We start from the raw sequence: 21,334 nt of genomic DNA on the forward strand, positions 1-21,334 counted from the left end.
GGAGAGTAGCAAGGCGCGGTGGCCCGTCCGCCCTCCACTGCTGTACGGGCGTTCAGTTGGCCGACGGGCCGCCGGACATTCCCCGCCGAAGCTCCGCGAACGCCGCCCCGAACTCCGCGTGGAAGTCCGGGAACGTCTTCCGTACGCAGCCCGGGTCGTCGAAGGTGATGCCGGGCACCCGCAGTCCCGTCACCGCGAAGGACATGACGATGCGGTGGTCGCCGTACGTCTTGATGTCGGCGCCGGCCGTGGGCGCCCCCGGGCGGATCTCGATCCAGTCGGGCCCGGTGGCGACCTCCACGCCGAGCCGCCGGAGGTTCTCCGCGCAGGCGTCCAGCCGGTCGCACTCCTTGACCCGGGTGTTGGCGACGTCCTCGATGCGGACCGGCCCGGAGGCGAACGGGGCGATCGCGGCGAGGGTCGGCATCGTGTCGGAGATGTCCCGCATGTTGACGGTGAGGCCGCGCAGTTCGCCGGTGCCGGACACGGTCGTCCGGTCGTCCCGTACGTCGACCCGGGCGCCCATCCGCCGCAGGACCTCCACGAAGCGCAGATCGCCCTGGAGGGCACCGGCGCCGAGGCCGGGGACGGTGACCTCGGTGCCGGTGAGCGCGGCCGCGGCGAAGAAGTAGCTCGCGGTGGAGGCGTCCGGCTCGACGGCGTAGGTCGTCGCGCGGTAGCCGCCGGGCGAGACGGCGTAGGCGACGCCGGTGCCGTCGTCCTCGCGGCGGACGTCCGCGCCGAAGGCCCGCATCATCGCCGTGGTGATCTCGACGTACGGTTCCGAGACCAGGTCGGTCACCCTGACTCGCAGGCCGTCGCGGGTGAGCGGGCCGAGCAGCAGCAGGGCGGTGAGGTACTGCGAGGACTGGCCGGCGTCGAGGGTGACGTCGCCGCCGGTGACGCCGTTCGCCGTGATCCGCAGCGGGTGGTGTCCCTCGGCCTCCTCGTGCACCAGGTCGACGCCGAGGTCGCGCAGGGCCCGGGTGAGGGGGGCGAGGGGGCGGCGGCGCATCTGGGCGGAGGCGTCGAAGCGGTAGGTGCCGTGGCCTGCGGCGGCCAGGGTCGGCAGGAAGCGGGCGGTGGTGGCGCCGTCGCGGCAGTAGACGTCGGCGGTGGTGACGGCGGGGCCCTGGGGGCGGCCGTCGACCTGCCAGGCGTCGGGGGTACGGCCCACGCGGTAGCCGAGCCGGGCCAGCCCTTCGGCGAAGCCCTCGGTGTCGTCGGACCGGAGGGGGCGGCTGAGCGTGGTGACTCCGTCGGCGGCGGCCGCGAGGAAGAGGGCGCGGGCGGTGATGGACTTGGAACCGGGGATGTGCACGAGGGGCATGGGGCCATGGTCGCGGCCGGCCCCGGCCCCGTGCGGGGGCGTCCGGTACGTGGACGTCGCGGCACCTCGCGGTCCCGGGGTTCACGTCCTCGTGGGCGACCGCGGGCGAGGGGTGCCCCCACGGCCCGTCGGCCGTGGGGGCACCCGGCAGGTCAGCGCATGCGGTGGCCGGCCGCGGGGGCGGGCGGCCGAGGCACCGGACGCCCGGCCCTCCCGCTTCGTGCGGTCTACCGCGTGACCTTCTCGACGGTCACGTCGCCCACACCGACGGTCGTGCCGCGCGGGTTCAGCAGCCGTACCTCACCCACCACCTCGCGGCCCTCGGCCACGGGCCTCACGACGGTGACGCTCGCCGACACCTTCGCCGAGTCGCCCCTGCCGAGCCTGATGGGCGCCGGCTCCTCCACGGCGACCGTGCCGAGCGCGGAGGAGAAGAAGACGTCCCGGTAGTCGTACGCGGTCGAGCCCGACGGTACGGCGTAGGCGACGACCTCGACGGTGTACGTACCGGCCACCGGGTCGGCGAGGGAGACGGACTCGTCGGAGTCAGGGTCGGCGGACTGGCCGACGACCTTGCCCTGGGCGTCGTAGACCGTCAGGTCGAGGTCGGCGGCCGCGTCCGAGACCCCGCCGATGGCGACGTCCAGCGATGTGGAGCCCTCGGGCACCTCGATCGTGCTCTTCTGCGTCTCGCCGTTCTCGATGGTCGGCCGCGCGGTCTTCGACGAGCCGAGCACGCCGCCCTCGAGGGTGCCGTCGACCGCCGCCATCGTGTTGGTCGTGGTCCAGGAGACGTCGACCGGGGAACCGGCCTTCACCTCCGGCACGGTGACCGGTGCCGGGTCGAACCGCGCGGCGAACGCCGAGACCTCCAGCCGGTAGGGGTTGTCCAGCAGGGCCGACGTACGGCGCGAGTCGACCGTGATCTCCCAGACGCCCGGCATCGGGTCCGTGTACACGGCGACATCCGTCGTCGTCGGGTCGTCGTCACCGGCCTTCATGCCCCGCGGGTCGGTGGCGCCGATCCCCGTCACGCTGCCCTGTCGCAGCCCGCCGAGCGTCACCTGTAGCGACTTCGCACCCTCGGGGACGGTGACGAAGTACGACCTGAACTTGGTGCGCTGCACCGAACCCGAGGCGGTGAAGGTGTACCTGACCGGCGCGGAGACCACGACGGTGTTCAGGATCTGCTTGTCGACACCGACCGTCTTCGGGTCGTCGACCTGAAGGATCACGCTCTTGATGCCCGCGTGCTCGGGAGCGGCCTGCACCTTCACCGTCACCGGCTTGTTCAGCGGCAGTCTCACCCTGTGGGGGCCGACGATCGAGAAGGTGCGCTCCTTGTTGTTCGCCAGCCGCAGGGAGTGCGGGAGCGAGCCGGACGGCCCGGACGTGCGGGTGACGGTGACGTCGTACGTCTTCTTCTTCCCGGCCTTCAGGCCACCTTCACGGTCGTGGACGCCCGTGCCGAAGCCCGGCGCCTTCAGCGCCTGGTCGAGCGCGGTGTCGACCGGGGCCTTCACCGTGTACGCGTGGGCGGTCGCGCCCGCCTTGATCGCTTTCCAGGCTCCGACGACGTCGATGAGGCCGGCACCCTCCTCGTACGCCTGAACTCCCTTGATGTGCTTGGCGGTCGAGGTGAGCGCCGTGCGCAGCTTCACGGGCGGCAGGTCGATGCCCTTCCGCTTCGCGGCACTCAGCAGCAGCGCGGTCGCGCCCGCCGCCTGCGGGGACGCCATCGACGTGCCGTTGTGCATGGCGTAGCCGGGCGGCAGCTTCCAGCCCGCCTCGGGGAGGGACGTGCCGGGCTGCCAGGGCGGAGTCGTGCTGACCGCGGCGCCGGGGGCGACGAGGGTGGGGGTGAGGCCGCCGTCCTCACGAGGGCCGCGGGAGGAGAAGGTGAACAGCTGGTACTTGTCCGCCACGTCGGCGCCGTAGTTGGCGGCGTAGGTCTCCTTGGAGATGCTCGCGCCGACCGAGATGACCTTGTCGCCGGAGCCGAGGTTGGCCATGGTGTTGGCGCCGGGGCCGTCGTTGCCGGCGGAGACGACGAGCTGGATGCCGTGTGTGTCGACCAGGCGGTTGTACAGCACGGAGAAGACGTCGTTGCCGTCGTTGAGCGCCGCCTGACCGCCGATGGACATCTGGACGATGTCCACGCCGCGGTTGACGACGAGGTCGACCATGCCCTCGGTGACGGCGATGTTGGTGCACGCGACGGCGAAGGCACAGGCCCGCGAGGACACGATCTTGGCGCCGGGGGCGGCGCCGTTCATCCTGCCGCCGAACATGCCGTTGCCGGCGGTGATACCGGCCACGTGGGTGCCGTGCAGACCGGAGACGAGACCGATGTTGACGAAGTCGGTCTTCTTGCCGACCCAGTCGCCGCCCAGCGGGTCCATCGGGACGTCCTTGCGGATCTCCACGGCGAAGGCCTGGCTCTCGGCGACGGCCGTGGCCGGGTCGTCGGTGCCGAACCGGCCGACCTGGAAGCCGTCCTTGTACGGCTTCATCGGCTTGTCGTCGGTGAAGTCACCGTCGTCGTCGACATCGACGGTGACCGTGCCCGCGGCCGGGTCGTACAGGACGCCCCAGTCGTCGGTGGTGTCGCCGTCGCGGTTGACGTCACCGTCGGAGCGGCCGGGCGAGGCCGCGGGCATCGTGGTGACGGACTCGGCGAAGACGCTGACCCGGTAGGCGCCCTCGGGGGCCTTCCAGCTCTTGCCGCCGAAGGTGAAGGCCGGCCCGGAGACCGAGGTGGTCATCGGGCGCCAGGTGCCGTCGCCGTCGACGACCGGGTCGGTGGCGGTCACCCAGTCGACGATCTTGCGCTCACCGGTCGTGGTCTTCCGCAACGCGGGAGTGGCGAGGTCGACACCCGTGTCGAGGATGCCGATGGTGATGCCCCGGCCGTCCGCCTTCGGGTTCTGCTTCACGAAGTCGACGGCGCCCGTCTCGAAGGACGGGTTGTAGGGGTTCTTCGCGGGGGTGTTCTTGTCCGGGCCGGGGTAAGCGGCCTTGGAGGCGGTCGTCCCGCCCTTCTCGAGGCCCGGTTCCTCCATGGGTATCTCTTCACGGAGGTCGATGGCCCGCACGGAGGACAGCTTCACGGCGGCGGCGACGGCCGCGTCCGCCCTGCCGGTCGGTACGGTGGCCCGCACGTACCCGAGCTGGTCGTAGGTCCGGCCGACGGAACCGCCCTTGACCGCGTCCAGCTCCGCGGCGACCTTCTCGGTCTGCCCCGGCACGGTGGCGATCATCATCGTGACGTTCTTCTCGCGGTGCGCCTTGGCCTGCGCGAGGAGGGCGGCGTCGTCCGAACCGAGCTTCTCGGGGCCGGACTTGACGCCGGGGTCGGCGACCGTGGCGTGGGCGCCGTCGGCGGCGAGGGAGAGGGGGACGGGCCCGGCCACGGAGAGCGCGGCGACGAGCCCTGCGGCCACGGCGATACGGGCGGCGCGTCTCGCGCCCGGTACCGGGGCCGGGTGGGGGGTGGGGGGCATGCGTGATCCCTGGTGCAGAAGGAACGTAGGCATCGGCGGTCAGGTCGAACCTTCGACCGCCGCGATCCGGAACATGAACCCAGATGATCGTCAGCTTCGCACAAGTGACCATGTTTGATTGAGAGTTAACACATCGAGATCGCGACTGACACACACTCTCCACACACCTTGGGGGCGCTACACGGACCCGGCGGCCCACGCACCCGGGCTTCCCGGACGAGGAACCCGACGGACCCGCAGCCGCCCGGCGGCCCGCACCCTCACGCGCCCCTCCACCCCCATCCCCACCGACTTCGGAAATCCCACCCCTCCCGGGGAACCCGAGCCCACCCCACCCCGTCCAACCCCCACGCTGCCGGGTGAGTCTCCGCAGCGCGGCCCGTCGGCCTCGCCGCCTGGCTGCGATCGCTGACCAACCCCTCTCCACCGCCTGCGGCCGGCAGCCCGCCGTCACCGGCGCGCCCCCTCCGACAGCGCCGGTGACGGCCCCTCCTCCCCGGGGCCCGCGCCGCGTTCCCGTGCGGTCCCTTGACCGGAAGAAACTTCCCGGATATTCGTGACTCCTCGGAAGTTTCCTTCAGTGGATCTTCTCCGGAAGGAGCGCACGTGCCCTCCAGACGTACCGTCCTCGCCGCCTCGGCGGGTGTCACCGCGGCCCTGTCGTTCGGTCCCGCCGCGCGCGCCGCCGCACCCGACGACAAGGCGCTCCGCCGCCTCCTCTCCCGTATGACGCTCGAAGAGAAGGTCGGCCAGCTCTTCGTCATGCGGGTCTACGGCCACTCCGCGACCACGCCCGACCAGGCCGACATCGACGCCAACCTCCAGGAGATCGGCGTCCGGACGGCCGCCGAGCTGCTGGCGAAGTACCGGGTCGGCGGGATCATCTACTTCTCCTGGGCGCACAACACCCGGGACCCCCACCAGATCGCCGCGCTGTCGAACGGCATCCAGCGGGCCTCCCTCGACCTGCCGCGCGGGCTGCCCGTGCTGATCTCCACCGACCAGGAGCACGGCATCGTCGCCCGCGTCGGCAAGCCGGCGACGCTGCTGCCGGGCGCGATGGCCCTCGGCGCGGGAGGCTCGCGGGCCGACGCCCGCGCGGCGGGGCGGATCGGCGGGGCCGAACTCCGCGCGCTCGGCATCCGCCAGGACTACGCCCCCGTCGCCGACGTGAACGTCAACCCGGCCAACCCGGTCATCGGCGTCCGCTCCTTCGGCGCCGACCCCACCGCCGTCGCCGGGCTGGTCGCCGCGCAGGTGAAGGGGTATCAGGGGTCCGGGGTCGCGGCGACCGCCAAGCACTTCCCGGGGCACGGGGACACGGCCGTCGACAGCCACTACGGCTTCCCCGTCATCGAGCACACCCGGCGGCAGTGGGAGACCCTCGACGCGCCGCCGTTCAAGGCCGCGATCCGGGCCGGCATCGACTCGATCATGACCGCGCACATCATGGTCCCGGCCCTCGACCCGTCCGGCGACCCGGCCACCCTCTCCCGCCCCATCCTCACCGGTATCCTGCGCGAACGGCTCGGCTACGACGGGGTCGTGGTCACCGACTCGCTCGGCATGCAGGGCGTACGGGAGAAGTACGGCGACGACCAGGTGCCGGTGCTGGCGCTGAAGGCCGGCGTCGACCAGCTCCTCAACCCGCCCTCGCTGGACGTCGCGTGGAACGCGGTGCGCGGCGCCGTACGCGCCGGGGAGCTGACCGAGGCCCGGCTCGACCGGTCGGTCCTGCGGATCCTGCGGCTCAAGGCGAAGCTGGGGCTCTTTGAGAAGCCGTACGTCAGCGCCGCGGGCGTCGACCGGGTGGTGGGCGTCCGGCGGCATCTCGACGCCGCCGACCGGATCGCCGAGCGGACCACGACCCTGCTCGTCAACGAGGGCTCCCTGCTGCCGCTGTCCCGGCGTACGCACAAGAAGGTGCTGGTGGTGGGCGCCGACCCGGCGTCCCCGTCGGGCACCACGGGCCCGCCGACGGCCGTCCTCGCCGCCGAACTCGCCTCCCTCGGCTTCACGACCAGCCGGCTGCCCACCGGGACGGCACCCACGCAGGCCCTCATCGACCAGGCGGTCGCGGCGGCGCGCGACAAGGACGCGGTGGTCGTGGGGACGTACAACGTGACGGCGGGCAGCCCCCAGAGGACCCTGGTCGAGCGGCTCCTCGCCACCGGTGTCCCGGTGGTCGCGGTGGCGCTGCGCAACCCGTACGACGTGGCTCGACTGCCCGGGGTGAAGGGGTTCCTGGCCGCGTACTCGTGGACGGACGTCGAGGTGCGGGCCGCCGCGCGGGTGCTGGCCGGTCGGGTGGCGCCGCGCGGACGGCTGCCGGTGCCGGTGCAGCGGGCCGACGACCCGACGCGGGTGCTGTACGCCATCGGGCACGGGCTGAGCTACGGGTCCTGACCGACTGGATCTACGCCGCGCTCCTCGCGCACCACCCGCAACGTACGCAATGCGCCCGGTATGCCGGGCAGGGCTCGGCGCCGCCGGGTCACGCTGGACGCGTACGTCGGGGGGTGATCATGCGAGGAGTGCGCCGCGTCGGTGGGACGTGTCCGGCGGCCGCGCTCGCCGCGGCGGCCGCGGTGCTGGCCGGGGCGCTGCTGTCCGGGTGCCAGGTCTGGCCGGGCACTTCGGCCGAGGAGCCCGAGGAGCGGGCGACGACGACCGCGCCCACCCGGCCGGCCGGGTACGGGACCGTGTTCCTCGGTATCGACGAGTGCAGTTCCTTCGGGACGACCAGCTTCACCGAGGTGCCCTGCGCCAGCGAGCGCGCCGCCGCGCGGGTCGTCGCCCGGCACGACGGCCCGGTCCCACAGGGGCCGCCGTGCCCGGCCACCACCGACTTCGTCCTGCACATCAGTGAGTCGCGGCCCGCCCCGGGCGCGGACGAGGACGGCGACGGCTCGGTGCCGCAGGGCTACGCCTGCATGCGCAAGCTCCAGCCGCCGCACCCGGGCGACCCCGGCGGCGGCGGAGGGCCCCGCACCATCGTCGGGGACTGCGTCTACGGCGCCGGACGCGGCGAGGTCCGCGAGACGGCCTGCGACGGCGACGGCGGGCACGACCCGGAGTACCGGGTCACCGCGGCCGTCGAGAAGAGAGCACAGTGCCCCGTCTCGACCGACCTGTACGTGCAGTTGGGCGGCAGCAAACCGGTGGGATGCGCCGGCCCCGTGTGAACACCGGGCGCCCCGCCCATTGTTGACGACCCCCTCGATCGAACACCCCTCCGAACGGCCGTGTGCCGGATCGATATCATCCGCTTGGGGTCCGTACGACGACGGTGGGGGGACGATGGCCCAGGAAGCCCAGGGCGCGCGGGGCAACGAGGAGCTGCCGGACATCCCCGGCTACCGCATCGACTCCCACCTCGGCTCCGGCGGCATGGGCCACGTCTACCTCGGTACGTCGCCCTCGGGCCGCCAGGTCGCCGTGAAGGTGATCCGCGGCAACCTCGCCCACCAGCCCGACTTCCGCGGCCGCTTCCGGCGTGAGGTGACCGCCGCCCGGCAGGTCAGCGGGGCCTTCACCGCACCCGTCGTGGACGCCGACCCGGACGCCGACCCGCCCTGGATGGCGACGCTCTTCGTGCCGGGGCAGCCGCTGGACGAGCGGGTCACCAAGGGGCCCGCCCTCACCGACGAGGAGCTGTACCGTCTCGCGACCGGGCTCGCGGAGGCGCTGCGGGACATCCACCGCGTCGGGATCGTGCACCGGGACCTCAAGCCGGGCAATGTGCTGCTGGCCGACGACGGGCCCCGGGTCATCGACTTCGGCATCGTGCGCGCGGCCGACGACGCCGCGCTCACCGCCCCGGGGCTCACCGGGACCGGCGTCACGATCGGCACCCCGCCGTTCATGTCGCCGGAGCAGATACGCGCCCAGAAGGACGTCGGGCCGCGCAGCGACATCTTCTCGCTGGGCTCGATGCTGACGTACGCGGCGAGCGGGCGGGTGCCGTTCGACGCGACGGACGTGTACACGATGGTGTACCAGATCGTGCACGAGCCGCCGAAGCTGGACGCCCTGCCGGGCTGGCTGCGGCCGACGGTGGAGCGCTGCCTGGCCAAGGAGCCGGACGACCGCCCCGATGCGGCGGAGCTGCTCTCCCTGCTGGCCGACACGTACCCGGGCACCCTGGAGGGGCCCGCCAGCCCGAGGACTCCGGCCCCGCCGGCCGCGGACCCGGCCCCGGCCCCGGCCCCGGACGGGGAGGGCGACACGGCGGCGGACGCGGACCCGCGCGGGGACACGGCCTCCGACGCCGCCTCCGACGCCACGGACATGGGCTCCGTGACGACGGACCTGGGCCGCGTCCCCACACCCCCGCCCCGGCGCGGGCGCCGCCGCCGGGCGCTGACCGTGGCGGCGGCGGTCGTGGCGGTGAGCACGATCGCGGGCGGGCTGGTGTACGGGTTCCGCGAGGGCGGGGAGGACACCGGGACGGGTCCCACGACTCGCACGCGCACCGTGACGACCCAGCCGAAGGGCTCCGCCGAGTACATCCCGGCCCAGTCCGGCTCCGGCAACTTCTCCTACGCGTACCACGACAGCCCGGAGCGCCGCCCGGACGGCTGGCGGCAGTGGCAGTACAACCTCCAGAACAGCGACTGCGTGTACGCCGACTCGTCCCTGGTGTGCATCGGCGACTGGGCCGTCCGGATCGACGCGGCCACCGGCAAGGAGCTGTGGCGCAACAGCAAGGTCTCGACGTACGGCCAGAACAGCCCGGTCGTCGTGGGTGACATCGCGGTCGTCAACGTCGGCGACCGCCTCGTGGGGCTCTCGCTCGCCGACGGCTCCGTGAAGTGGCGCTATGCCACGGCGGTGCTCGCCGAGCGCCTGATGAGCGACGGCGAGCGGGTGTACTCGCTCACCGAGGACGGCACGGTGTACTCCGTCGACGCGCGTACGGGCACCAAGCCCTGGGTCGAGGGCTCCCATTTCCCCAGCAGGAGCGGCACGGTCGGGCAGCGGGTGCTGGGCGACCGGTTCTATGTGTTCACCACCAAGGACACCGAGGTCGGCGACGACTATGTCACCGTCCTCGACAAGGACAGCGGCAGGCGCCTCGACTCCTTCAAGCTGCCCGCGGTCTGCTCGCCCGGCACGGAGGCACTGCTGGAGGAGGACGGCAAGCCGCGGTTGTACTGCGCCGCCGTGGACAAGTACTCGGCGCCGTCGGGCCAGGGGGTGCTCCGCATGGAACTGGCCAAGGGTGCCGAGGTGACCCGCACAGAGGCCGGAGCGACCCTGGGCGCCGGACAGGACGGGCCCGAGCTGTCGGTGACACCGGGCCGGGTCATGTACGTGGCGTCGACCGCCACGGGCGGCGAACTGGTCTCCGTCGACGCGGCCCGGCGCAAGGAGCTGTGGCGGGTGCCGATCCCCGGCAAGGGCCAGACCGACGCGCCGCCGATCCAGGCCGGCGACCGGGTCTACGTCGTCAACAGCCGGGGCGCCGCCGCCTTCGACGCCCGTACCGGCAAGCTGCTGTACCAGCACAGCGTGCCGTACCTGGACGACGAGAGCGGCTTCGACACCGGCCTGGACACCGAACCCCTCGTCGCCGGCGGCATCCTCTACGCGCCCTCCAACAAGGCCGGCTGGGTGGCGCTGGACACCGAGGCCACCTGAGCCTGCGGGGCGCCCGGACCCGGACACGGGTGAGCCCCGGTGTCGCCGTCGGGCGGCACCGGGGCCCTGTCGCGCGTGGTGTTACGGACGCAGCGTCATCTCGCGCTCGACGTCGCGCTTGTCGAGCTTGCCGTCGAACTTGGCGAGCGGCTTCGCCTTGCTCGCGTCCTGCTGGACCGCGGCCGGGGCGACACCCGCCCACTTCAGGATGCGGGCCGTGGCGAGGGCCTTCTCCGAGGCGACGAGGCCGTCGACCCGGGCGCCGTGGTTGGCGCCGGGGGCCGTGAAGACGTACGAGTCACGGGCCTTCTTGCCGAGGTGGAACGGCTCGGCGCCCCACGGGTCGTTCTCGCCGTACACGAAGAGCATGTGCCGGGCGTTGTCGCGGACCCAGGTGTCGATGTCGCGCATGGCGTACGGCTGGAACTTCATTTTGATGTCCCGCGGGACGAAGTTACGCGGCGGCTGGTAGCCGTAGCGGATGTACTTCTTCTCGATGTGCGGGAACTTGATGGTCGGCGCGCCGAGCTGCGTGCCCGCCTGGTAGTAGTACGGCGTGTACGGCTCCAGGCCCTGGTCGGCGTAGGCGGAGAAGCCGGAGATCGCGTCGATCGAGTTCCAGATCTCGTCGTCCGTGGCGGCCTTGGCGTCCTTCGGGATGGTGTCGCTGTCGCAGTCGGCGAGCAGGCTGTACTGCCAGAAGCCCCACACGTAGTCGAGGACGGTGGCCTCGTACGCCTTGTCGAGGCTGCCGATGGTCTTGAAGGTGAGGTTCTCGGCGGCGGCGAACTGCGCGTACTTCTTCTCCAGCGGCTCACGGCGCACCAGCGCCTCGCGCTGCACCGCGTTCAGCCGGTCGCGGCACTCCTTGGTGCCGACCTTGGCGAAGAACCGGTCGTACGCCGAGTCCTCCTTGTTCACCACGTCGTTGGGGGCGACGTAGGCGACGACGCCGTCCATGTCCTTCGGGTAGAAGCGCTCGTAGTACGTGGCGGTCATGCCGCCCTTGGAGCCGCCCGTGGAGATCCACTTCTTGTCGTAGATCTTCTTGAACGCCTTGAAGATGCGGTGCTGGTCGCTGGCGGCCTGCCAGATGTCCAGCTTGGTCCAGTCGGCCGGGGCCGGACGGGACGGCGTGAAGAAGCGGTACTCCATGGAGACCTGGTTGCCGTCCACGATCTGCGTGGGCTCGCGTCGGCTCGGGGTCGTGGAGACGTTGTAGCCGCCGGTGTAGAACACCGTCGGGCGGCTGGTGTCCTTGTGCAGGACGGTGATCCGCTGCTGGAAGGTGCCCTTGGACGGGTGGCGGTGGTCGACCGGCTGCGTGAAGTTGAGGACGAAGAAGCGGTAGCCCGGGTAGGGCTTCTCCTCGATGAGGCTCACGCCCGGTATCGCGAGCAGTCGGTCCTTGATGTCGGTGGTGTCCGGCTGGGCGGCGGTGGCCGCGCCGGCCGTGCTCAGAGTGCCTATGAGCACCACGAGCGACAGCACCCACCTGAGCGCTTTGCGCATGCGTTCTCTCCCCTGTGGAACGGCTGTGCGCCGGAAGCTATCGGAGCGGCCGCCGGGGCACCAGGGAAGAAAGGGGCCAACTGGACTGCTTTCAGGCACAGATGGCGGAGATAGGGAAAACCCTGTGTGCCGTCATCCGGTGGCGGGGGCGGATGGTCAGCGAAGGATCCAGCCCGAGGTGTAGCGCTGGGAGCCGACCCGGGCCTGGACGCACACGGGGCGCCGGCCCGCGTGCACGGTGACCGGACCCGCCGGGTGCTGCTTGTTGCGCACCCACTGCCCGGCCCACGCCCGGATGCGGATGGTGCCCTTGCGGGCCTTGTCCCCGCCCTTGCCCATGACCTGCTTGCGGGGCACGAGCACGGCGCACACGTACCGGGTGCCCTTGCGGTAGACGTGCACGGTCCCGGCGCCGAAGGTCAGGGTCCGCACCTTGCGGCCGGCACAGGACGAGGCCGCCGTCGCGTTGCCCGCGGGTCCGGCCAGGGCCAGCAGCCCGGCCAGGGTCAGCACGGCCAGCGCGAGTGCCACCAGCCGGCGTGTCGCGCCCTTCGCACCCCTGCTCACCGTCTGTCCCTCCCACCGCAGAAGCGTACTGATATTCGGACGCACGACGGGGGCCGAACGGTTGCGCGAGAGGAGGGAATTACGGCGGTGGCCGCCCGACGTCCGCCTGACCCCCTACGCCTTCATCGCCGGCTCGCCCACGAACGTCCGCCACAGCTGGGCGTACCGCCCGTCGAGGGCGAGGAGTTCGTCGTGGGTGCCGTCCTCGGCGACCCGGCCGTGGTCCATGACGACGACACGGTCGGCGCGGGCGGCGGTGGTGAGGCGGTGGGCCACGACGAGGGTGGTGCGGCGGCCGGCGAGCCGGTCGGTGGCCTGGTTGACCTGGGCCTCGGTGGCCAGGTCGAGGGCCGCCGTCGCCTCGTCCAGCAGCAGGATGTCGGGGTTCACCAGCTCGGCCCGCGCCAGGGCGATCAGCTGACGCTGGCCGGCGGAGAGGTTGCGGCCGCGTTCGGCGACCTCGTGGAGGTAGCCGCCGTCGAGGGTGGCGATCATGTCGTGGGCGCCGACGGCCCGCGCGGCGGCCTCCACCTCGGCGTCGGTGGCGTCGGGCCGGCCGTAGGCGATGGCGTCCCGTACCGTGCCCTGGAAGAGGTACGCCTCCTGCGGGACGACGCCCAGCCGGTGCCGGTACGAGGCGATGTCGAGGTCGCGCAGATCCGTGCCGTCGACCGTGACCCGGCCGCCGGTGGGGTCGTAGAAGCGGGCGACCAGCTTGACGAGGGTGGACTTCCCGGCGCCGGTCTCACCGACGAAGGCGACGGTCTGCCCGGCCGGGATGCGCAGGGAGACACCGCTGAGCGCCTCCTCCGCCCCGTCGGCGGAGTCGTACGCGAAGTCCACGCCCTCGAAGGCGATGTCACCGCGCAGCGACGGCACCTCCAGCGGCTCGTCGGCGGACTTCGTGGACGTCGGCTCCCGGAGCAGTTCCTGGATGCGGCCCAGGGAGACGGTGGCCTGCTGGTAGCCGTCGAAGACCTGGGAGAGCTGCTGGACCGGGGCGAAGAACAGGTCGATGTAGAGCAGGTACGCCACCAGGGCGCCGGTGGTCAGGGTGCCCGCGTCGACCCGCTGGGCCCCCACGATCAGCACGGCGGCGGCCGCGACCGACGACAGGAGCTGTACGAACGGGAAGTAGACGGAGATCAGCCACTGGCCGTGCACCCGGGCCTCGCGGTAGCCGGCGCTGCCGGCCGCGAACCGCTCGCCGCCGTCCTTCTCGCGCCGGAACGCCTGCACGATCCGCAGTCCGGCCACCGACTCCTGGAGGTCGGCGTTGACGGCGGAGACCCGCTCCCGGGCCAGTTCGTACGCCTTCACGCTCGCGCGGCGGAAGAAGAACGTGCAGAAGACCAGCGGCGGGAGCGTGGCGAAGACGACCAGGGCGAGCTGGACGTCGATCACGACCAGGGCGACCATGATGCCGAAGAAGGTGACGACGGAGACGAACGCGGTGACCAGGCCGGTCTGGAGGAACGTCGACAGGGCGTCCACGTCGGTCGTCATCCGGGTCATGATCCGGCCCGTGAGCTCCCGCTCGTAGTAGTCGAGGCCGAGCCGCTGGAGCTGGGCGAAGATCTTCAGCCGCAGCGAGTACAGGACGCGTTCGCCGGTACGGCCGGTCATCCGGGTCTCGCCGACCTGGGCCGCCCACTGGACGAGGACCGAGAGCAGGGCCAGCAGGGACGCGGCCCAGACGCCGCCGAGGACGGCCTGGGAGACGCCCTCGTCGATGCCGTGCCGGATCAGGACCGGCAGCAGCAGGCCCATGCCGGCGTCGACGGCGACCAGGGCCAGGCTCAGCAGCAGCGGCAGCCCGAAGCCGCGCAGCAGCCGCCTGAGCCCGTAGGAGTCCTCGGGGGCGACCGCGCGGGCCTCGTCGATGTCCGGGGTGTCGTTCGCCGGGGGCAGCGCCTCGACCTGGGCGAGCAGCTCGGGGGTGGCGGGGGTGCCGGCGAAGGCGGCGTCCCGGGGCTCCCGGTCACCGGTCCACAGCCGGGGCGTGATGCCGCGTTCGGCGTCGAACTCGGCGTCCAGCTCGTCCCGTATCGAGTCCCGCCCGGCGTCCTCGGCGGCGGGCGTCCGCGGGAGGTGGCCGGGTGAGACGCCGCCCAGCTCGTCGGGGTCGGTGAGCAGCCTGCGGTACAGGGCGGAGCGCCGCTCCAGCTCCTCGTGGGTGCCGATGTCGGCGAGGCGGCCCTGGTCGAGGACGGCGATGCGGTCGGCGAGGTTGAGGGTGGAGCGGCGGTGGGCGATGAGGAGGGTCGTCCGGCCCTCCATGACCTGCTTGAGCGCCTCGTGGATCTCGTGCTCGACCCGGGCGTCCACGGCGGAGGTCGCGTCGTCCAGGACGAGGAGCCGGGGGTCGGTGAGGATGGCGCGGGCCAGGGCGATGCGCTGGCGCTGGCCGCCGGAGAGGGTCAGGCCGTGTTCGCCGACCTTGGTGGCGTAGCCGTCGGGCAGCTCGGCGATGAAGCCGTCGGCCTGGGCGGCGCGGGCGGCGGCCTCGATCTGCTCGTCGGTGGCGTCGGGGCGGCCGTAGGCGATGTTGTCGCGGACCGTGTCGGAGAAGAGGAAGGAGTCCTCGGGGACCAGGCCGATCGCGGCGCGCAGCGAGTCGAGGGTCAGCTCGCGGACGTCGTGGCCGCCGATGAGGACGGCGCCGCGGCTCACGTCGTAGAAGCGCGGCAGCAGCAGCGAGACGGTCGACTTGCCGGAGCCGGAGGAGCCGACGACGGCGAGGGTCTCGCCGGGCCGGATCTCGAAGCTGAGCCCGTTCAGCACGGGGCGGCCGTCCTCGTAGCCGAACGACACGTCGTCGAACTCGACGGTCGCGGGCGCGTCGGCGGGCAGCGTCTTCGTCCCGTCGGTCAGGGTCGGCTCGGTGTCGATCAGTTCCAGCACCCGTTCGGTGCCGGCGCGTGCCTGCTGGCCCACGGTGAGGACCATGGCGAGCATCCGGACGGGCCCGACCAGCTGGGCGAGGTAGGTCGAGAAGGCGACGAACGTGCCGAGCGTGATGTGCCCGCGCACGGCGAGCCAGCCGCCGAGGGCCAGCATGGCGACCTGGCCGAGCGCGGGGACGGCCTGGAGGGCGGGGGTGTACCTGGAGTTGAACCGGATGGTGCGCAGCCGCCCGGCGAACAGCCGCCGGCCCACGTCGCGCAGCTTCCCGGTCTCCTGTTCCTCCTGCCCGAATCCCTTCACCACGCGTACGCCGCTGACGGCGCCGTCGACGACGCCCGCGACGGCGGCGGCCTGGGCCTGCGCGTACCAGGTGGCGGGGTGGAGGCGGGCGCGGCTGCGGACGGCGATCCACCACAGGGCGGGGGCGACGGCCAGCGCGACCAGGGTGAGCGGGATGGACAGCCACGCCATGACGACGAGGGAGATCAGGAACAGCAGGAGGTTGCCGATGGTCATCGGCAGCATGAAGAGCAGACCCTGGATCAGCTGGAGATCGCTGGTGGCGCGGCCGACGACCTGCCCGGTGGACAGCTCGTCCTGGCGCCGCCCGTCGAGCCGGGTGATCGTGCCGTACATCTCGGTACGCAGGTCGTGCTGGACGTCGAGGGCGAGACGGCCGCCGTAGTAGCGGCGGATGTAGGTGCAGACGTAGACAAGGACGGCGGAGCCGATGAGGGCGCCGGCCCAGGGCATCATGGCGCGGCTCCTGTCCCCGATGACGTCGTCGATGATCACCTTGGTGATCAGGGGGACGACGGCCATCAGGGCCATGCCGGCGAGGGACGCGCCGAGGGCGAGGACGACGTCCTTGGGGTACCGCCAGGCGTACCCGGCCAGCCGGCGCCCCCACCCGGGGGCGCTCTCCGCCCGCTCCGGCCCCGTCTTCGTCGCCGGCTCTCCCATCCGGTCCTCCCCCTGTCGCGCGGCCACGCGGTGCCCTCCTCGTCGTCGTCCGGGATCGCCCCGGAGGTACCCGGAACACACCAACGCGGGGAGCTGCGGATTTCATCCCGCCGCAACATTCGGGGCCGGGCACCGGGCCGGAGCCCGGGCCCGGCCCCCTCCGGCGGCCGGCCGGTCAGTACAGCTTGTTGACGGCCGTGATCGTGGTCTTCTTGAAGGCGGCCACCGGCGCGTTCGTGAAGTCGCCCAGCTGCCCCCACTTGACGACGGTGACGGTCCTGCCGTCCCGTCCGACGGACAGCAGGGCGACGTCGTTGGCGCCCCCGGACGTCTCGGTGTTCAGGCCGCGGACGTGGGCGCCCTCCTCGACCGCCAGCTTCCCGTAGTCCCGGCCCTCGGCGTCGATGTCGGGGAAGGACTGCTCGAGACGGTCGGCGCAGGTGCGGATCAGGTCGTCGTAGTGCTTCGCCAGGGCCTTGGCCTGGGCGGCCGTGCCCGTCACGACGGTCAGCTGCACGGCGCCGGTGTCCAGGTCGGTCCGGAACTCCCGGTGCCGGTAGTCGTAGGACGGCACGCCCTCCGTGCTCACGCAGAGGCCGAGCGCCTCCGGGAAGCCCTCGGTGACCGGCCCGGCGGTCCAGGACGACGTCGGGTGCGGCGGCAGCTCGGACGCCGACAGGAACGTGGGTGCGGCGGCCTGCGGCGCGGCGCCCGCGGCCGGTGCCGTGAGGAGCGCGCCCGCCGCGAGGGCGGCGACGGTCAGTGCGGTGAGAGCGCTCGTTCGGATGCGCGGAGACATGGGTGTTCCCCCTGTGGATGAGTCCGTGGACGTTGATGCCGCGACGAGGCCGGGTGGTCGGTCCGGGCTCGTCGGTGCGGCACCAAGAGCATCAGCGGTCACAGCGGCCGGGCGCAACAGCCAACGGCCGATCGAGCGGGGTGGAACCATCCCACCCCCTCTGACGTGCGGATACACGGGCACCTGGGATGCCCTCGCCGCCCAGGGCACTACTCCCGCCGGGCCGGGGCTCGGGGGATCCGGCCCGGCGGCGCTACGCCGCGGCCTCCGCCCGCTCGCCCTCCGGGGTGGTCGTGGGCTTCTCCGCCGGGTTGTCGTCGCGGCTGACGAGGCAGATCGTCGCGCACGCCGCCGCGATCGCCGCCGCCACGTACCAGTTGCCGCCCGGTACGTCCCAGGACGTCGCCAGGTCGAACAGGGCGCCCGCCAGCAGGGAGCCGACCATGTTGCCGGCGCTGCGGAAGAAGTGCATCGCGCCCATCGCCTTGGCGAGGCGGTCCGCGGGGACCTTGCGGGCGACCCAGATGTCGAAGGACGGGACGAAGAGGATCTCGCCCAGGACGACCGTGAGGCAGCCCACGACGATCCACGGCACCGTGCGGCCCGCGCCGAACGCCGTGAACGCCACCGTCATCCCGGCCAGTCCCACCGCCATCACCGCGCCCGGGCGCAGGTGCTTGATCATGAACTTGAACAGGGGGTACTGCAGCACCAGCACGCTCAGGCCCGTGATCCAGAACGGGGCCGACGGCGCCCAGCCCGACGCGTACTCCTCCATGTGCAGCGGGATGCCGACCATGAAGCCGATGGACAGGAACCAGAAGACCGCCGAGAGCAGGAAGTAGCGGGTGGCGCCGCGGACCTCGATGCCCTTGAAGACGGCCGTGCTCAGCAGCGGCACCCGCTCGGCCGCGGGCCTGCCCGCGGTCTGTCCGAAGCCGTCCCTCGGGATGAACGCCGAGGACGCCAGGCAGAAGCCGATGAAGATCGCGAAGACGACCGAGAAGAGCGTGCGCAGGTCGACGTCGGCCAGCAGACCGCCCACCAGCGCGCCGCCGAACAGGCCCACCTGGGCCGACATCTGGAACGTCGAGAACGCCTTGGGGCGCTCGTCGTCGGGGTACGACACGAGGATGTTCTTCAGGCCGGGGAAGGCCGTGCCCGAGCCGAGGCCGATGAGGAAGGCCAGCACGGAGTAGACGGCGACCCCGTCGCCGAAGCCCATCAGGAACAGCGCGACCGCCTCCGTCGCGGTGCCCGCGAACACCGCGCCCCGGATGCCGATGCGGGCGGCGACCCCCTCGTAGAAGAACGTGGCCGCCAGACGGCCGACGTACGTCATGCACATCACGACACCGGCCCAGAAGCCGCTGTCGGTGCCGCCGAGGGAGGCGACGAGGACGGGGAACCAGATGAAGTTCCCGATGTGGGCGAGGAAGATACCGGCGTTCACGCCGATCAGTGCCCGCCTGCGTTCGATGGTCACGCGGCGATTCCCTTCGGTTCGGTCGGCGCCTGGGCTGCGGCCCGCAGCGCGGCGATCTCGCGGGCCAGGGCCGCGCGGTCGATCTCCACACCCCGGACGACCGTCTTCACGGGCAGGGCCGAGAGCGGGCGGTCGGAGGCGGAGGGGTGCAGCAGGTTGTAGGTGGCGTCGGCGCCCGCGCTCAGCGGGTGGACGCCCGTCGGGGCGCCGCTCAGCTCGTCGAAGTAGCGGCGGCCGCCGACCGTGGCCTGGTGGCGCAGCGCCAGGTCCAGGGAGGGGTCGTCGCCGCGCAGCAGGTCCAGCTCGCTGAGCAGCGAGTAGCCGTGGTAGGCGCCGGTGTTGCCGGAGTCGGTGCCGACCAGCAGGTCGCCCCGGCCGAGTGCGGCGAGCGCGTTGCGGCGCATGTCGGCGAGGGCGGCGGTGCGGGTCTCCTGGACGCCGTACTCGATGCCGTACGGCTTCTCGATGCCCTTGACGAAGTCGAGGTTGCGGACGTCCTGGGTCTCGGTGAAGCCCTCGCGGGCGTACTCGGCCAGGAACTCCTCCCCCGTCATGATCATGGGGCGGAGGCCGGCGAGGGTGGACACGAAGCGCGCCCCCTCGAACTCCTTCCAGTCGGCCGCGTCGAGCGTGCGGTCGCGGACGGTGTGCGCGAAGAGGCGGAAGCCGCACTCGTACGCCCAGCGGGTCTCCTGGAGGGTGTTGCAGTCGATGACCGCCGTGACCCCGCGCTCGGCGGCCATGCGGGCGGTGAAGCGCAGCACCCGCTCCGACAGGCGGGAGAAGCGGACGGGGCTGCCCGGCTGCTCGGTGCCGTCGGTGAACATCACCTTCAGGAAGGTGCCGCCGCGTTCGGCGTTGGCGCGCAGCGCGTGGTCGAGGTCGGATTCGACGGCGAGCATGTACACGGGGGCCGGGAACTCCACGCCGTGGCCGGTGCGGCCGGCCGCGTCGGTCGTCGCCGTCACCGCGTAGCCGCAGTGCACGATCTCCGGGTACGGCCACGGGGAGGTCTCCCGGCCGGCCGCCCAGGCGTCGGCGACCAACGGGAAACCGAACATGTCCACCACGTGGGAGACCCCGTGGTACAGGTACTGGAGGGCCACGATCCGGGGGTCCTCGACCGTGTCGTCCCAGTTCGCGGGGAGCGAGACATGGGCGTGGGTCTCGGTGTAGCCGGGCCACAGTTCGAGTTCGCCGCCCCGGCGGGCGCCGGTTGGGGTGAAGGCGGTGTAGACGCCGTTCTCCGTGGTGACGTCGTAGAGCGCGTCGGGGTCGAGGGCGGGGACGGCCACCCCGTGCTGGGTGACCGGCCCCTCCTGGCCGCGTACGGCCTGGCTCATCGGGCCACCTCGACCTTCAGCCGCAGGTCGATGGCGTCCAGGGCCTCCTCGTTGCGCTTGTTGACCTCGTCGCGGTCGGCGCCGGTGAAGATGATGTGGCCGATCCAGTCGAAGTTGCTCTTGGAGAGCTTGGTGACCTCCACGCCGGGCTTCTTGTAGGCGAGGGCGCTGTGGAAGCCGGGCAGGTCCTGGAGCCGGTCGAAGCCGATGGACTCGACGGTGCCGGCGACCGGGGAGCCGAACCAGTGGCCGCCCGCGATGGTCTCGCCGGGGAAGGGCAGCTCGGGGCGCTCGCCGAGGGCCTGGCGGATGACCTCCAGATAGGCGTCGACACCGGAGCTGATCTGCATCAGGCTCGGCACGATGCCGCCGATGAGCCGGCCGTTGACCTCGCACAGCACCGGGCCGTCCGGGCCGAGCAGGAACTCGGTGTGGATGAAGCCGAAGTCGACGCCCAGCTCGTCGAGGACCTTGGTGGTCATCGCGAACAGCTCGTCCTGGAGCGGGTGCCCGGTGAAGTAGGTGGCGCCCATCTCGATGAAGTGCGGGAAGCCGCTCAGCGGGCGGTCGGTCAGGCCGAGGTTGACGACCTCGCCCTTGCCGAGGACGCAGGACTCGACCGAGATCAGCTCACCGGTGACGAACTCCTCGATCAGGATGTCGGGGATGCGGACGACGCCGCGCCCGTAGTCGACGACGTCGGCCAGCTCCGCGAGGTACGCGGTCAGGTCGTCCTCGTCCTTCAGGTGCAGCACGTGCAGGCTGGCGGTGCCGTCGGAGGGCTTCACCACGCAGGGGAAGCCGATCTCGCGGACGGCGGCCTCGACCTTCGCCGGGTCGGAGACGTGCGCGAAGCGGGGCTGGCGGATGCCCTTGCCGTCGAGGGTGAGACGGGTGAGGTGCTTGTGGCGGGCGTTGCGGGCGCCGTCGACGCTCATCCCGGGCAGGCCGAGCGCCTCGGCGACGGCCGCGGTGTGCACGGTGTGGTACTCGCTGTACGTGGTGACGCCGTGGACCGGGCGCTCGGCGTGGATCGAGCGGGCCAGCGCCGTCAGCTCCTCGATGGAGAACGCCTTCTCGCTCTTGACGACCTGGCAGTTGGGGTGGGCGTAGGCGGCCTCGGTGAGCGGGGAGACCGCGAGGTAGAAGTCGGGGTCGACGGAGACGAGGGTGACGTCGTGGCCGAGGTCCAGGGCGTTGGCGATGCCGGCCATGCCGTTGGGGTTGCATTCGATCATGAGGATGTGCACGGGGACTCCTGAAGTCGGGTGTGGTGGTGTG

Annotated in this window: 12 protein-coding genes; 3 read left to right on the forward strand and 9 right to left on the reverse strand. The window is 72.1% G+C overall.

From position 1 onward, the window contains the following. Window positions 1-52: 52 nt before the first annotated feature. The gene (aroA, locus tag ACZ4Z2_RS01385) at window positions 53-1,330 is read right to left on the reverse strand and encodes a 3-phosphoshikimate 1-carboxyvinyltransferase (protein WP_468071153.1); all 1,278 of its coding nucleotides are present in this window, start codon (window positions 1,328-1,330) and stop codon (window positions 53-55) included. Between the two features lie 227 nt (window positions 1,331-1,557). Then, a complete protein-coding gene (locus tag ACZ4Z2_RS01390; RefSeq protein ID WP_468071154.1) occupies window positions 1,558-4,833 on the reverse strand; it encodes a S8 family serine peptidase in 3,276 nt (1,091 codons plus the stop codon). Window positions 4,834-5,439: 606 nt separating this feature from the next. On the opposite strand from ACZ4Z2_RS01390, the gene ACZ4Z2_RS01395 reads away from it, so the two are divergent. The 3 genes from ACZ4Z2_RS01395 to ACZ4Z2_RS01405 all read left to right on the forward strand — a co-directional run bounded on the left by ACZ4Z2_RS01395 (window position 5,440) and on the right by ACZ4Z2_RS01405 (window position 10,476). Further along, window positions 5,440-7,239: a glycoside hydrolase family 3 protein gene (locus ACZ4Z2_RS01395; protein WP_468071156.1), complete on the forward strand. Its 1,800-nt coding sequence runs from the start codon at window positions 5,440-5,442 to the stop codon at window positions 7,237-7,239. A gap of 119 nt (window positions 7,240-7,358) precedes the next feature. Continuing rightward, on the forward strand, window positions 7,359-8,018 hold the full coding sequence (locus ACZ4Z2_RS01400; protein ID WP_468071157.1) for a hypothetical protein: 660 nt from the start codon (window positions 7,359-7,361) through the stop codon (window positions 8,016-8,018). A gap of 115 nt (window positions 8,019-8,133) precedes the next feature. Next, the gene (locus ACZ4Z2_RS01405) at window positions 8,134-10,476 is read left to right on the forward strand and encodes a protein kinase domain-containing protein (protein WP_468071159.1); all 2,343 of its coding nucleotides are present in this window, start codon (window positions 8,134-8,136) and stop codon (window positions 10,474-10,476) included. Between the two features lie 81 nt (window positions 10,477-10,557). Here the strand turns inward: ACZ4Z2_RS01405 and ACZ4Z2_RS01410 are convergent, their stop codons facing one another. The 7 genes from ACZ4Z2_RS01410 to ACZ4Z2_RS01440 all read right to left on the reverse strand — a co-directional run bounded on the left by ACZ4Z2_RS01410 (window position 10,558) and on the right by ACZ4Z2_RS01440 (window position 21,303). Then, window positions 10,558-11,988, reverse strand: a complete 1,431-nt coding sequence (locus ACZ4Z2_RS01410; RefSeq protein WP_468071161.1) for a S28 family serine protease — start codon at window positions 11,986-11,988, stop codon at window positions 10,558-10,560. 156 nt (window positions 11,989-12,144) lie between these two features. Then, on the reverse strand, window positions 12,145-12,555 hold the full coding sequence (locus tag ACZ4Z2_RS01415; RefSeq protein WP_468071163.1) for a hypothetical protein: 411 nt from the start codon (window positions 12,553-12,555) through the stop codon (window positions 12,145-12,147). 114 nt (window positions 12,556-12,669) lie between these two features. Continuing rightward, entirely contained in the window at window positions 12,670-16,425 is a 3,756-nt protein-coding gene (locus ACZ4Z2_RS01420; protein ID WP_468071659.1) for an ABC transporter ATP-binding protein, read from the reverse strand. Between the two features lie 175 nt (window positions 16,426-16,600). Further along, window positions 16,601-17,224, reverse strand: coding sequence for a hypothetical protein (locus ACZ4Z2_RS01425; RefSeq protein WP_468071165.1), 624 nt, complete (start codon window positions 17,222-17,224; stop codon window positions 16,601-16,603). Window positions 17,225-17,477: 253 nt separating this feature from the next. Then, window positions 17,478-18,710 carry an MFS transporter gene (locus ACZ4Z2_RS01430; protein ID WP_468071167.1) on the reverse strand — a complete coding sequence of 411 codons (1,233 nt, stop codon included), beginning with the start codon at window positions 18,708-18,710 and terminating at the stop codon, window positions 17,478-17,480. Further along, window positions 18,707-20,053: an amidohydrolase family protein gene (locus ACZ4Z2_RS01435; RefSeq protein ID WP_468071169.1), complete on the reverse strand. Its 1,347-nt coding sequence runs from the start codon at window positions 20,051-20,053 to the stop codon at window positions 18,707-18,709. The genes ACZ4Z2_RS01430 and ACZ4Z2_RS01435 overlap by 4 nt, the downstream gene beginning before the upstream one ends. After that, window positions 20,050-21,303: an ATP-grasp domain-containing protein gene (locus tag ACZ4Z2_RS01440; RefSeq protein WP_468071171.1), complete on the reverse strand. Its 1,254-nt coding sequence runs from the start codon at window positions 21,301-21,303 to the stop codon at window positions 20,050-20,052. The genes ACZ4Z2_RS01435 and ACZ4Z2_RS01440 overlap by 4 nt, the downstream gene beginning before the upstream one ends. Window positions 21,304-21,334: the final 31 nt, after the last annotated feature.

Source organism: Streptomyces sp. NPDC030183 (assembly GCF_055573455.1).